Genomic DNA, 12,293 nt, shown 5'->3' with positions numbered 1-12,293 from the left:
CGGCCGCGCCGGCCGGTGCGGCGGCGCCTCCGGCCGCGCCCGGCCCGGTGCCGCGCCCGGGGCGCACCTGGTGCTGCTCGGCCGTGCCGGTGTCCAGGCTGAGGACCGTCCACACCGCCTGCTTGAGGCGCGCGAGCGCCGGGGCCGGGAGCCGCACGAGGGCCTCGGCGATCGTTCCGTCGTAGGTGAAGGGTGCGATGTCTGCTGTGAGCGCTGCCGAGTCGTGGCTGCACGCAGCCAGGGTCGGTGCAATACCGGGCACTAGTGGCCTCCTCGTGTGAGGGGTCGTCGGGCCGAGTCGAGTGAACGGGTCCCGCAGGGACTGACCCGCCTGAGTCTAGAAATCGCGGGGGCCGGCGATGCGGATTTGCGATCGGCGTGTCGCGCTCGGTGACGGGTGCGGACGGGGCGATGTCGGCGCGCGCCCGGTGCGCCGGCGTACCCTTCGTTGCGGGGGCGGAATCCCACCATTACCTCCCCAAACGTTCGGAGGTCCGCGGCCGCGGACCGGTTGTGCATCAATAGTGAGCGAGGAATGACGGAGGGTGTCGCACACACTGTGCGATCGCCGCCGGCTTCTTCGGGTCCCGGAAGGAGCAGGGTGAACAGGCTGACGCTGCTGACTACAAAGGAGTGCCATCTCTGCGGCGCGGCGCGCGACGCGCTCGACCGGGTGGCGGCCGAGACGGGCGAGGGGTGGACCGAGGTCGACGTCGCCGGCGACCCTGCGTTGGCGCGCGACTACGGCGACCGGCTCCCGGTGCTGCTCCTCGACGGGCGCGAGCACGGCTACTGGGACGTGGACGTCCCGCGCCTCCTGCGCGACTTGAAAGCGTGATCCCCGACACGACACCCCGAGAATCTCGGAATACCGGGCCACATCGGTCTTTTAGGGCAAAATTCTGCACACGGCGGCTCGCCGGGACGACTGGTATCGGTACAGCCGGGCTCTGCCCGGTGCTACGGGGGTGTACCGCCCAGTGCCCCGCGGGCCGCCGAGTCCGTTCACCCCGCCGCCACCCCCGCGTCATCCCGCTGCGACGCCCCGCGGCGCCCGCCTCCGCCGCAGCACCGGCCGCGTTAGCGCTGCCTGTGCGACCCGCCGCCCCCGGCGCGTCCTAAGCTGAGTGGCGCGCCGGTGAACGACGGCGCGGGATCGGACCTGGAGCTCCAGCATTGACGACCACCGGTGAAGGCACGGACCGGCAGGGCGCGGCCGCCCCGCCGGCCACGGCGGCCGACCTCCCGGCAGCCACGGTCAGGCGCCTGCCCGAGTACCTCCGCGCCCTCGGCACGCTCTCCGAGGCCGGCGTGGACACCGTCTCCTCCGAGACCCTCGCCGCCGCCACCGGCGTCAACTCGGCGATGCTCCGCAAGGACCTGTCCCAGCTCGGCGCCTCCGGGATGCGCGGCGTCGGCTACAGCGTCGCCAACCTCGCCACCCACATCGCCGGTGTGCTCGGACTCACCAAAGACTCCCGCGTCGCCATCATCGGCCTCGGCCACCTGGGACAGGCGCTGGCCAGGTACCCCGGATTCTCTGAACGCGGGTTCGACATCGTTGGCCTCTTCGACGCCGACCCGGGCATCATTGGGAGGGATCTGGACGGCCTGCGGGTGCGCGACGTGGCGCTCCTGGCCCAGGCCGTCCGTGACGAAGGCATCAACATAGGGGTGATCGCCACACCCGGCGCGGCCGCCCAACACGTGGCCGACCTTCTCGTAGATGCTGGTGTCACAAGCATTCTCAACTTCGCGCCGTGCGTGCTCGCCGTCCCTCCGGGGGTGGCGGTCCGCAAGGTCGACCTGGCCGTCGAGCTGCAGATCCTCTCATTCCACGAGCACCACAAGACGCTCGGCGGGTCGGAGCAACGTCAAGAGACGGGAACGGTGAAGTGAACCTCCTGGTTGTCGGCATCTCGCACCGCAGCGCAGCGGTCGAGACCCTGGAACGGCTCGCGGTGGGCCCCGAGGCCGCCGCCGACCTCGCGCGCGAGCTCCTGCGCGGCGGCGAGGTCCGCGAGACCGTCGTCCTCTCCACCTGCAACCGGGTCGAGGTCTACGCCGTCGCCGGCAGCTTCCACGGCGGCCTCGCCGCCGTCGTCGACGAGCTCCACCGCATCTGGGGCCTCTCCGAGAACCAGGCCGAGCTCGACTTCGCCTCCTGCGGGTACGTGCGCCACGGCGCCGACGCCGTCGCCCACGCCTTCCGCGTCGCCGCCGGCCTCGACTCGATGGTCGCCGGCGAGCCGCAGATCCTCGGCCAGCTCCGCGACGCCTACGACACCGCGCGCGAGGCCGACCAGGTCGGCCGCCACCTCCACGAGCTGTTCCAGCAGGCCCTGCGCGTCGGCAAGCGGATCCACGCCGAGACCGACGTCGACGCCGCCGCGCCCTCGATCGTCACCGCCGCCCTCGACCTCGCCGAGCGCGCCCTCGGCCGGACCGGGTTCGCCAACGGCCTCACCGAGACCCGTGCCGCCGTCGTCGGCGCCGGCTCGATGGGCTCGCTCGCCACCGCGACCCTCGCCCGCTCCGGCGTCGCCTCCCTCGCCGTCGCCAACCGCGACCGCGCCAAGGCCGAGCGCCTCGCCGCCGTCTGGGACGCCGAGCCCGCCGAGTACGACCGCCTCGCGGACCTCGCCGCCGGCGTCGACCTCCTCGTCTGCGCGACCTCCGCTCCCGAGCCGGTCCTGCGCGCCGCCGACCTCGCCGGCCGCACCCGCCCGCTCGTCGTCTGCGACCTCGCCCTGCCCAAGGACGTCGCCGACGACGTCGCCCGGCTCCCGGGCGTCACCGTCATCGACATCGCCGAGATCCAGCGCACCGGCGCCGCCGGCGCCGCCGCCGACACCCTCGCCGAGGTCGAGCGCCTCCTCGCCGAGGAGATCGAGGCGTACAACGAGAGCCTCCGCGCCGACGCCGTCACCCCCACCGTCGCCGCGCTCCGGTCGGCCGCCGCCGACATCGTCGAGACCGAGCTCGCCCGCGTCGCCCGCCGCGGCGACTTCACCGACGACCAGCGCGCCGAAGTCGCCCGCACCGTCCACCGCGTCGTCCAGCGGCTCCTCCACGAGCCCACCGTGCGCGTCCGCGAGCTCGCCGGCCAGCCCGGCGCGCCCGACTACGCGCGCGCCCTGCGCGACCTCTTCGCCCTCGACGCCGCGGTCCTCGCCGCCGCCGAAGGCGACCACCTCGCCGAAGCCCTCAAGGTCAGCCCCGCGACGGCCCCGCTGGCCGACGCCCTCGGGCCGATCCCCGCCCCGTCCGAATGAAGGAACGACTGCGGCGCCGCAGTCTTGAGAAGGGAACCAAGCCCGTGATCCGAGTCGGGACCAGGGGATCGAAGCTCGCGCTCGCGCAGAGCGGGATGGTCGCGGACGCGATCGCCCGCCTGACGGGCGAGCAGGTCGAACTCGTGGAGATCAAGACCACAGGGGACGGGACCACGGTGCCCGTCGCGGAGCTCGGGGTCGGCGTCTTCGTCAACCAGCTCCGCGAGGCGCTCGACCGCGAGGAGATCGACATCGCGGTCCACTCGTACAAGGACCTGCCGACCGCGCAGCCCGAGCACCTCGTGATCGGCGTCCCGCCGCGCGAGGACCCGCGCGACGTCCTCGTCGCCGCCGACGGCCGCACCCTCGCCGACCTGGGGCCGGGCGCCCGCATCGGCACCGGTTCGCCCCGGCGCATCGCCCAGTTGAACGCCCTCGGGCGCGGCTTCGAGTGCGTGCCGATCCGCGGCAACGTCGACACCCGGCTCGGCCGGGTCGGCCGGGACCTCGATGGGGTGATCCTCGCCGCCGCCGGGCTCAAGCGGGTCGGCCGCCAGGACGCGGTGACGGAGTACCTGGACCCGTTGGTGATGCTCCCCGCCCCCGCACAAGGGGCATTGGCGGTCGAATGCCGCAAAGCCGACATGACATCTGCGCTGATCTCAAGTAAGCTCAACGACCGGTACTCGCAGGCCGCCGTCGCCGCCGAACGCGCACTTCTGCAACGACTCGAAGCCGGGTGCAGCGCTCCCGTCGCCGCGCTCGCCGACGTCGCCGAAGGGGCCGACCCCGGGGAAGTCGACCTGTATCTGCGCGGAGCCGTCGGCTCCGTCGACGGGTCCGTCATCGAGCGGCTCTCGACCACTGCCACGCTCACCGATGCGGGCGGTCCGGAGCTCGCCGAGCAGGCCGCGGCCGCGGGGAAGTCGCTCGCCGAGGATCTGCTCGAAGCGGGTGCCGAGCAACTATTGAAGTAGACGCCAAGCTCAGACGATTGTTGATGGAGAGAACATGACCAGTGCCCGTAAGCCGGTGGGCCGCGTGCGTTTCGTCGGGACCGGCCCAGGCGATCCGGGACTGCTGACCAAGCGCGCCCTCGACGCGATCCGCGAGGCCGACCGCGTCTACTACGACCGGTCCCTGCCCCAGTCGCTCATCGAGGCCGCGAAGGAGATCAACGGCGACGACGCGAAGCTCAAGCTCATCGAGTCCTCCCCGAGCGACCAGGGCAAGCTCATGGCCGCCGCCGCGCGCGAGGGCGAGAACATCACCCGCCTCATCGTCGGCGACGCCTACCCGAACCGCCTCGCCCGCGCCGAGATCAAGGCCGCCTCCGCCGAACAGGCCCGCTTCGAGGTCATCCCCGGCATGAGCCACGCGCAGGCCGTCGCGGTCTACGCCGGCATGCCCCCCGGCGAGATCCGCACCGTCATCGAGATCGACGACATCGCCTCCGTCGAACCCCACGTCATCGCCGACGCCATCAAGCGCGGCTCCCTCACCGTCACCGCCGACGTCTCCGACCTCTCCAGCCTGCGCGACATCCTCCTCTCCGGCGGCGTCCCCGGCGAGACCGCCGTGGCCGTCACCGGCGACGCGACCGGCGAGACCGAGTACACCACCACCTCCTCCGTGGACACGTTCGTCGAGGCCGCCCTCGGCTACGCCGGGCAGGTCGTCCTCACCATCGGCCCCGGCGTCGACGACCGCCACGAGCTCGCCTGGTGGGAGGGCCGCCCGCTGTACGGCTGGAAGGTCCTCATCCCGCGCACCAAGGAGCAGGCCGGCGTCATGTCCGAGCGCCTGCGCGCCTACGGCGCGATCCCCTGCGAGGTCCCGACCATCGCCGTCGAGCCCCCGCGCACGCCCGCCCAGATGGAGCGGGCCATCAAGGGCCTCGTCGACGGCCGCTACGCCTGGATCGTCTTCACCAGCCAGAACTCGGTGAAGGCCATCTGGGAGAAGTTCAAGGAGCACGGCCTCGACGCCCGCGCCTTCGGCGGCCTGCGCATCGCCTGCATCGGCGAGGCCACCGCGAACGCGGTCCGCGAGTTCGGCATCGAGCCCGAGCTCGTCCCCGCCGGCCAGCAGTCCTCCGAGGGCCTCCTCGAGGTCTTCCCGCCGCACGACCCGGTCCTCGACATGGTCGGCCGCGTGCTCCTGCCCCGCGCCGACATCGCCACCGAGACCCTCGTCCAGGGCCTGTCCGAGCGCGGCTGGGAGGTCGACGACGTCACCGCCTACCGCACCGTGCGCGCCTCGCCGCCCGCCGCGGACATCCGCGACGCGATCAAGTCCGGCGGGTTCGACGCGGTCCTGTTCACCTCCTCCTCCACCGTGCGCAACCTCGTCGGCATCGCCGGCAAGCCGCACCAGCGCACCGTCGTCGCGTGCATCGGCCCGGCGACCGCGGACACCGCGACCGAGTTCGGCCTGCGCGTGGACGCCAAGCCCGAGAACGCCTCGGTGCCCGACCTGATCGAGGCGCTCGCCGAGTACGCCACGGAGCTCAAGCAGCGCCTGGCCGAGGGCCCGATCAAGACCCGCCGCGGCCAGAAGGTCCAGGGCCCCACCGCCCTGCGGTTCCGATAGCAAGTGTGAGAAGGGAAGTGGCCGCAGTGCCGAACAGCTCCGACTACCCCGTCATCCGGCCCCGGAGGCTGCGCCGCACTGCGGCCCTTCGCCGTCTCGTGGCCGAGACGCGCGTCCACCCCTCGGACCTGGTCCTGCCGGTGTTCGTCAAGGAGGGCCTCCACGAGCCGGTCGAGATCCCGACGATGCCGGGCGTGTTCCAGCACTCCGTCGACTCGGTCCGCAAGCTCGCGGTCGAGGCCGCCCGGGCCGGGCTCGGCGGGCTCATGCCCTTCGCCGTCCCCGCCGTCCGCGACGCGATCGGCTCGGCCGCGACCGACCCCGACGGGATCCTCAACGTCACCACCCGCGCCATCCGCGAAGAGGTCCACGACGACCTCGTCGTCATCCCCGACCTGTGCCTGGACGAGTTCACCGACCACGGCCACTGCGGCGTCCTCCGCGCCGACGGCACCGTCGACAACGACGCGACCCTGGTCCGCTACGCCGAGATGGGCCTGGCCCTCGCCGAGTCCGGCGCCGACCTCCTCGGCGCCTCCGGGATGATGGACGGCCAGATCGGGTACGTCCGCACCGCCCTCGACGAGGCCGGCCGCACCGACACCGGCCTGCTCGCCTACGCCGCGAAGTACGCCAGCGCCTTCTACGGCCCCTTCCGCGACGCCGTCGAATCCCAGCTCAAGGGCGACCGCCGCACCTACCAGCAGGACACGGCGAACGCGACCGAGGCGCTCCTCGAGATCGACCTCGACATCGAGCAGGGCGCCGACATCGTCATGGTCAAGCCCGCGCTCCCGTACCTCGACATCGTGAAGGCGGCGGCCGAGCGCAGCCCGGTCCCGGTGGCGGCCTACCACATCAGCGGCGAGTACGCGCAGATCGTGGCCGCGGCCGAACGCGGCTGGATCGACCGGGACGCCGCGTTCCTGGAGGCCCTGACGAGCATCAAGCGCGCGGGGGCCACGATCATCGCCACCTACGCCGCCCTCGACATGGCCGCGCTGCTCCGCTAATTCGTCAGATCTTCGGGAAGCGTCTGGCTGATGCGCTGCTCGCTGAGATAGGGATGGTGACGCGCAGCAGCCGAGAAATCCGCGTCCTCATGGAGGAGAACAAACCCGTCCTGGATCGCGGTCGCCGCGATGAGATAGTCGGCGAGGCCGAGCATGGTATGCATGCTGCGCTCGGTCAGGTCCCTTCTCAGGTCTCGCATGCGGGAACCGACCTTGTCGGAAAGCGGCACCCACTGATGACTCGACAGCAGGTCCGCCTCGATCTGCTTTGCCGCGCGCTTCCCGGAACCCTGAACGAACTCGAAGAGCACCGGTTCGCAGATGGCGAAGTTCGCCTGATCGGCATAGCGAATCCAGGCAGGGTCGACTTGCCCTCGGATGACACGGATGAGTGCGCTGGTATCGATGAGGTACTTCGGGATCATTCGGTCGCGCGGCCCTGCTTGTGAAGGTTGCTGAGCCGCTCGACCTCGTCAAGGTCGAGCGTGCCGTCAGCCGCCATTCGACGCAGGTTGTTCCAAGCGGTCTGCGGGCCGGAGCGCTGAGCCTCGCGGTAGTACTCCAGCGCCTCGTTGATGGCCTGTTTCTTGGTCCGCGCCCCGGACCGCTCCATGACCTCGGCCAGCAGCTCGTCATCGACGTCTACGAGTGTCTTGGTCATGACTGCCTCCGCGGTTTGATATCGCATGTCAGTCAGAGTATATCCGCGAAGGCAGGATTCGGCGAACCTTAGGAGTCCTCGGCGTGTTTCGCGCGATGATCCGGTTCCGCCCGATACCGTCGCTGCTTGATGGACACGTATGACCTCACGCTCGAACTTCCTGAGGACCTGTACGAGAAGCTGAAGGCTTGCGCCGAGTGGTCCTCGTTGTCCCCGGAGGAGCTCGTCCGCGCACTCATCGAGGAGATTGCGACTGGTCGCCCGACGCTGCCGCGTTGACCATCACCGGCTCGGGGTGAAGGCGGACGCCGAAGTCGTGCTCCACCTTGTCGGCCACCTCGGTTGCGAGCGCGAGGAGTTCGGCCGCTGTGGCGCCGCCTCGGTTGGTCAGGGCCAGGGTGTGTTTCGTCGAGAGGCTGACGTTTCCCTTCCGATGGCCCTTCTCGAAGCCGGCCGCGCCGATGAGCCAGGCGGCCGAGACCTTCACCCGGCCTTCACCGACCTTCCAGTGCGGGGGCTCGCCCCCCGTTTTTCCGGCCAGCTCGTGGTAGACGTGCGCGCCGACGATCGGGTTGGTGAAGAACGACCCGGCGCTCCACGTGTCGTGGTCGCCCTCGTCGAGGACCATCCCCTTGCCGCGGCGCAGTTCGATCACCGCGTCCCTCGCCTCCGCCAGCGGCACCCGCTCGCCGACCTCGACGCCCGTCCGCTTCGCAAGCTCCGCGTACGCGACCGGCTGCGACAGTTCCGAAGACTCCAGGCGGAAGTCGACGCTCATCACGAAGTACCGGTCCTCGTGCTTGAAAGCGCTGTGGCGGTAGGCGAACCGGCACTCCTCGGGGGCCCAGTCGCGGACCTCGTCCTTCTCGCGGTCCCAGACCCGCACCGCCGCGATCGTCTGCGCGACCTCCTGGCCGTACGCGCCCACGTTCTGGATCGGCGTCGCCCCGGCCGAGCCGGGGATGCCGCTGAGGCACTCCACGCCCGAGCGGCCGTTCGCCACGGTCCACGCGACGAACTCGTCCCACACCTGCCCCGCCTCGACCCGGACCCGCCCGCCGGCCTCGGCGATGCCGCCGCCGCGCAGCACCACCACGGTCCCGTCGAAGCCCTCGTCGCCGATCACGACGTTGCTGCCGCCGGCGAGGACCAGCGTCGGCCCCTCGGCCGCCCGCAGGACCTCGACCGCCTCCGCCGAGGACCCGACCTCGACCAGTTCGCGGGCGGGCCCGCCCAGCCGGAGGGTCGTGTACGCGCTGAGCTCGCGGCCGGCGAACCGCCGCGCTCCCTGGTTCCCGCTCGGGGTCGGACTGGCGTGTGTCACGCCCGAAAGCCTAAACTTTTCGCAGGCTACGAGGAACGGCGGTCCACCATGGCGAAGCTGCGCATCACCGACTACCTCACCGAACTGAAGACGGAGGCCGCGGGCCTGCGCTCGGTCTGCGAGCCGGGGATGCTCGACCGCGTGGCGCCCTCGCGTCCGGACACGACCGTGGCCGGGATCCTCCTCGAACTCGCCCGCCTCTACCGCTGGACGGTCGACGCCCTGTTCGCCCCGCCGTCCGAGGACCGCGACGTCCCCCAGCCCCCTCCCGTGAACGCTTCCGGCCCGGCCGTCCTCGACGCCTTCGACCAGGCCCTCGCCGGCGTCCTCGATGCCGTGGAGGCGCGCGGCCCGGAGTCCCCGGCGTGGACGTGGGCGCCCGTGGAGTGGCGGGCCGAGTTCTGGCACCGCCGCGTCGCCGTCGCGACCGCGCTGGCCCGCTGGGACCTCCAGATGGCGGTCGGCGCCACCGCGCCGGTGCCGGTCTCGCTGGCGGCCGAGGCCGTGACCGAGGCGTTCGAGGCGTTCATCCCCGTCGGGGCCCGCCGCGGGGCGCATCCGGAGGCGACCGGGCTGGTGCAGCTCTTCGCGCAGGACGCGGACACGACCTGGTTCGTACGGCTGCGCGAGGGGCGGGTCGCGCTGCTGGACCAGCCGGACGCGCGCACCGAGCTCCAGGCCCGTGCGGCGGGCTCGGCGTCGGACATCGCGCTCGCCCTGTGGGGGCGGCTGCCGTTCGGGATCTGCGACGTCGTCGGCGACGAGCGGCTGCTCCAGGCGCTCCGCGTCGAGTAACGGTTCGGTAAAGCGCCCAAATAAACCGGACAAACGTTCGGGGCCGACTTGGCAAAGGCATTCCCGCGAGGTTAGGCTCACACCACGCTCCGCGGTGTCAGCACCGCGCTGCGCGCGTCCCAGCGCGGGGACCCCCATGGTGCTCCCGGGCTGCGACGGACAACCGCCTTTTACCACGGATCGTCTGGCACGTGCCTGCCAGTGAAAGGGAACATCATGGCCACAGTGACGTACGCGGGCGCCACCCGCATCTACCCGGGCACCGAGAAGCCCGCGGTGGACAAGCTCAACATCGAGATCCAGGACGGCGAATTCCTCGTCCTCGTCGGCCCCTCGGGCTGCGGGAAGTCGACCTCCCTCCGGATGCTCGCCGGCCTCGAAGAGGTCGACGAGGGCTCGATCTTCATCAACGACACCGACGTGTCGAACCTCCCGCCGAAGTCCCGCGACATCGCGATGGTCTTCCAGAACTACGCGCTCTACCCGCACATGTCCGTCTTCGACAACATGGCGTTCGCGCTCAAGCTGCGCCGCATGCCGAAGGCCGAGATCAAGCAGCGCGTGGAGGACGCCGCCAAGCTCCTCGACCTCTCCGACTACCTCGGCCGCAAGCCGAAGGCGCTCTCGGGCGGTCAGCGCCAGCGCGTCGCCATGGGCCGCGCGATCGTGCGCGAGCCCCAGGTGTTCCTCATGGACGAGCCGCTGTCGAACCTCGACGCCAAGCTCCGCGTCCAGACCCGGTCGCAGATCGCCTCGCTGCAGAAGCGCCTCGGCATCACGACCGTGTACGTCACCCACGACCAGATCGAGGCCATGACCATGGGCCACCGGATCGCGGTCATGAAGGACGGCCTGCTCCAGCAGTGCGACACTCCTCGTACGCTGTACGAGAAGCCGGGCAACACCTTCGTCGCGGGCTTCATCGGCTCGCCGGCGATGAACATCAAGACCGTGTCGCTCACCGAGGCCGGCGCGCTGTTCGGCGACGTGACCCTCCCGCTCTCGCGCGAGGTCCGCGACGCCGCCACCCAGCAGGGCGGCGAGCAGCAGGTCACCATCGGCATCCGGCCCGAGCACTGCAAGATCGGCGCTGAGGGCTCGGGCGGCATCCCGATCGAGGTCGACCTCGTCGAGGAGCTCGGCTCCGAGGCGTACGTCTACGGCCACGCCGCGTACAACGGCTCCTCGGAGCGGTTCGTCGTGCGCACCGAGTCGGCCAACGTGCCGCGCCTGGCCGACACCGTGTACGTCGTGCCCGAGCCGGGCCACGAGCACGTGTTCCACGCCGCCACGGGCGAGCGCCTCAACTAGCACTGCCGATCGCCTCGACCGGCGAGGCCGGGCGCCTCGGCCGGTCGGGCGAACGCCCGCACGAACGGAAGGGCCGCGCACCAGGTGCGCGGCCCTTTTCGCTGCCCGTAACGCAGCGGCAACCGAGGGAGAGCTACCGTTGACGTATGGCCGCCCTCACCCCCAGTAGGCCGCGAGTGGAAGGCGCCGACGAGTTCACGGTCGGCACCCGGTTCCACCGCGCCCTCGGTGACGGCCGCATCGAGTGCACGGTCTGCCCGCGCAACTGCCGCCTGAGGGAGGGCCAGCGCGGCCTGTGCTTCGTGCGCGCCCGCCACGGCGACCAGATCGTCCTGACCTCGTACGGCCGCTCTTCGGGGTTCTGCGTCGACCCGGTCGAGAAGAAGCCGCTCAACCACTTCCTGCCGGGGACGCCGGTCCTCTCGTTCGGCACGGCCGGCTGCAACCTGGCGTGCCGGTTCTGCCAGAACTGGGACATCTCCAAGTCGCGTGAGATCGACACCCTGTCCTCGCAAGCGGATGCCGTGACGCTCGCCGCCACGGCGAAGCGGCTGGGCTGCAAGTCGATCGCGTTCACCTACAATGACCCTACGGTGTTCCTGGAGTACGCGGCCGACTGCGCCGACGCCGCCCGCGACGCGGGCCTGAAGGCGATCGCCGTCTCCGCCGGGTACATCAACCCCCCGGCCCGCCGGGAGCTGTACTCCCATATGGACGCCGCGAACATCGATCTCAAGGCGTTCACCGAGGAGTTCTACAAGAAGATCGCGTTCGCGTCGCTGCGGACGGTCCTCGACACACTCGAATACCTGGTGCACGAGACGGACGTGTGGACCGAGATCACGACGCTGCTGATCCCGGGCCACAACGACTCGGACGCGGAGATCGCGGCCGAGGCCGCGTGGATCGCCGAGCACCTGGGGCCCGAAGTGCCGCTGCACTTCACGGCCTTCCATCCGGACTTCAAGATGCGGGACGTGCCGCCCACGCCCCCGTCCACCCTCCGGCGCGCGCGCCGGATCGCGCTCGAGGCGGGCCTCCGGTTCGTGTACACCGGGAACGTGCACGACCCCGACGGGCAGACGACGCACTGCCCCGGTTGTGGCGAAGCCCTCATCGTGCGCGATTGGTACCGCATTGACCGATATGCGGTGTCGGATAGCGGACACTGCACCAGTTGCGGTGCGCGCGTTCCCGGCGTTTTTGAGGGGCCGGCGGGAGACTGGGGTCCCAGGCGGCAACCGATCCGCCTCGCCGCACCGTCTGTAAGTCAGCCATAACCCACCACCGGCAGTCACGTCCAGCCACAACCCACCACCGGA

The 12,293-nt window shown here is 71.1% G+C and carries 13 protein-coding genes; 9 read left to right on the top strand and 4 right to left on the bottom strand.

All coding sequences use genetic code 11. The annotated features are described in order from the left end of the window. The coding region (locus tag GFD30_RS23035; RefSeq protein ID WP_153027505.1) for a hypothetical protein at positions 1 to 262 on the bottom strand (262 nt) is incomplete at its 3' end. Positions 263 to 601: 339 nt separating this feature from the next. On the opposite strand from GFD30_RS23035, the gene GFD30_RS23030 reads away from it, so the two are divergent. The 6 genes from GFD30_RS23030 (at position 602) to hemB (ending at position 6,880) form a co-directional block, all read left to right on the top strand. Beyond that, positions 602 to 838, top strand: coding sequence for a glutaredoxin family protein (locus GFD30_RS23030; RefSeq protein WP_322633531.1), 237 nt, complete (start codon positions 602 to 604; stop codon positions 836 to 838). A gap of 428 nt (positions 839 to 1,266) precedes the next feature. Further along, positions 1,267 to 1,899: a redox-sensing transcriptional repressor Rex gene (locus GFD30_RS23025; protein ID WP_407649167.1), complete on the top strand. Its 633-nt coding sequence runs from the start codon at positions 1,267 to 1,269 to the stop codon at positions 1,897 to 1,899. Beyond that, positions 1,896 to 3,275 carry a glutamyl-tRNA reductase gene (locus tag GFD30_RS23020; protein WP_322633530.1) on the top strand — a complete coding sequence of 460 codons (1,380 nt, stop codon included), beginning with the start codon at positions 1,896 to 1,898 and terminating at the stop codon, positions 3,273 to 3,275. The genes GFD30_RS23025 and GFD30_RS23020 overlap by 4 nt, the downstream gene beginning before the upstream one ends. Next, on the top strand, positions 3,272 to 4,252 hold the full coding sequence (gene hemC, locus GFD30_RS23015) for a hydroxymethylbilane synthase (RefSeq protein WP_153027502.1): 981 nt from the start codon (positions 3,272 to 3,274) through the stop codon (positions 4,250 to 4,252). The genes GFD30_RS23020 and hemC overlap by 4 nt, the downstream gene beginning before the upstream one ends. 34 nt (positions 4,253 to 4,286) lie before the next feature. Then, on the top strand, positions 4,287 to 5,867 hold the full coding sequence (locus GFD30_RS23010) for a bifunctional uroporphyrinogen-III C-methyltransferase/uroporphyrinogen-III synthase (RefSeq protein WP_153027501.1): 1,581 nt from the start codon (positions 4,287 to 4,289) through the stop codon (positions 5,865 to 5,867). Between the two features lie 17 nt (positions 5,868 to 5,884). Then, on the top strand, positions 5,885 to 6,880 hold the full coding sequence (gene hemB, locus GFD30_RS23005; protein WP_407649165.1) for a porphobilinogen synthase: 996 nt from the start codon (positions 5,885 to 5,887) through the stop codon (positions 6,878 to 6,880). Here the strand turns inward: hemB and GFD30_RS23000 are convergent. The 3 genes from GFD30_RS23000 to GFD30_RS22990 form a co-directional block, all read right to left on the bottom strand. Continuing rightward, entirely contained in the window at positions 6,877 to 7,305 is a 429-nt protein-coding gene (locus GFD30_RS23000) for a PIN domain-containing protein (RefSeq protein WP_153027500.1), read from the bottom strand. The two genes, hemB and GFD30_RS23000, sit on opposite strands and share 4 nt — an antisense overlap. Continuing rightward, positions 7,302 to 7,541 (bottom strand): type II toxin-antitoxin system VapB family antitoxin, encoded by a 240-nt coding sequence (locus tag GFD30_RS22995; protein ID WP_194202082.1) that lies wholly within the window; start codon positions 7,539 to 7,541, stop codon positions 7,302 to 7,304. The genes GFD30_RS23000 and GFD30_RS22995 overlap by 4 nt, the downstream gene beginning before the upstream one ends. Before the next feature lie 235 nt (positions 7,542 to 7,776). Beyond that, positions 7,777 to 8,865 (bottom strand): UDP-N-acetylmuramate dehydrogenase, encoded by a 1,089-nt coding sequence (locus GFD30_RS22990; protein ID WP_322633527.1) that lies wholly within the window; start codon positions 8,863 to 8,865, stop codon positions 7,777 to 7,779. A 48-nt stretch (positions 8,866 to 8,913) separates the two neighbouring features. Between GFD30_RS22990 and GFD30_RS27285 the strand changes: the two genes are divergently transcribed. The 3 genes from GFD30_RS27285 (at position 8,914) to amrS (ending at position 12,251) form a co-directional block, all read left to right on the top strand. After that, complete coding sequence (locus GFD30_RS27285; protein WP_227996892.1) at positions 8,914 to 9,660, top strand: hypothetical protein; 747 nt, start codon at positions 8,914 to 8,916, stop codon at positions 9,658 to 9,660. Positions 9,661 to 9,876: 216 nt separating this feature from the next. Next, complete coding sequence (locus GFD30_RS22980; RefSeq protein WP_153027496.1) at positions 9,877 to 10,971, top strand: ABC transporter ATP-binding protein; 1,095 nt, start codon at positions 9,877 to 9,879, stop codon at positions 10,969 to 10,971. Between the two features lie 146 nt (positions 10,972 to 11,117). After that, positions 11,118 to 12,251, top strand: coding sequence for an AmmeMemoRadiSam system radical SAM enzyme (amrS, locus tag GFD30_RS22975; protein WP_153027495.1), 1,134 nt, complete (start codon positions 11,118 to 11,120; stop codon positions 12,249 to 12,251). Positions 12,252 to 12,293: the final 42 nt, after the last annotated feature.

Origin of the sequence: Glycomyces albidus (assembly GCF_009451885.1) — a bacterium.
Classification (GTDB): domain Bacteria; phylum Actinomycetota; class Actinomycetes; order Mycobacteriales; family Micromonosporaceae; genus Glycomyces; species Glycomyces albidus.
The sequence above is the reverse complement of the archived record's forward strand: the minus strand, read 5'-3'. Positions and strand labels throughout refer to the sequence as shown.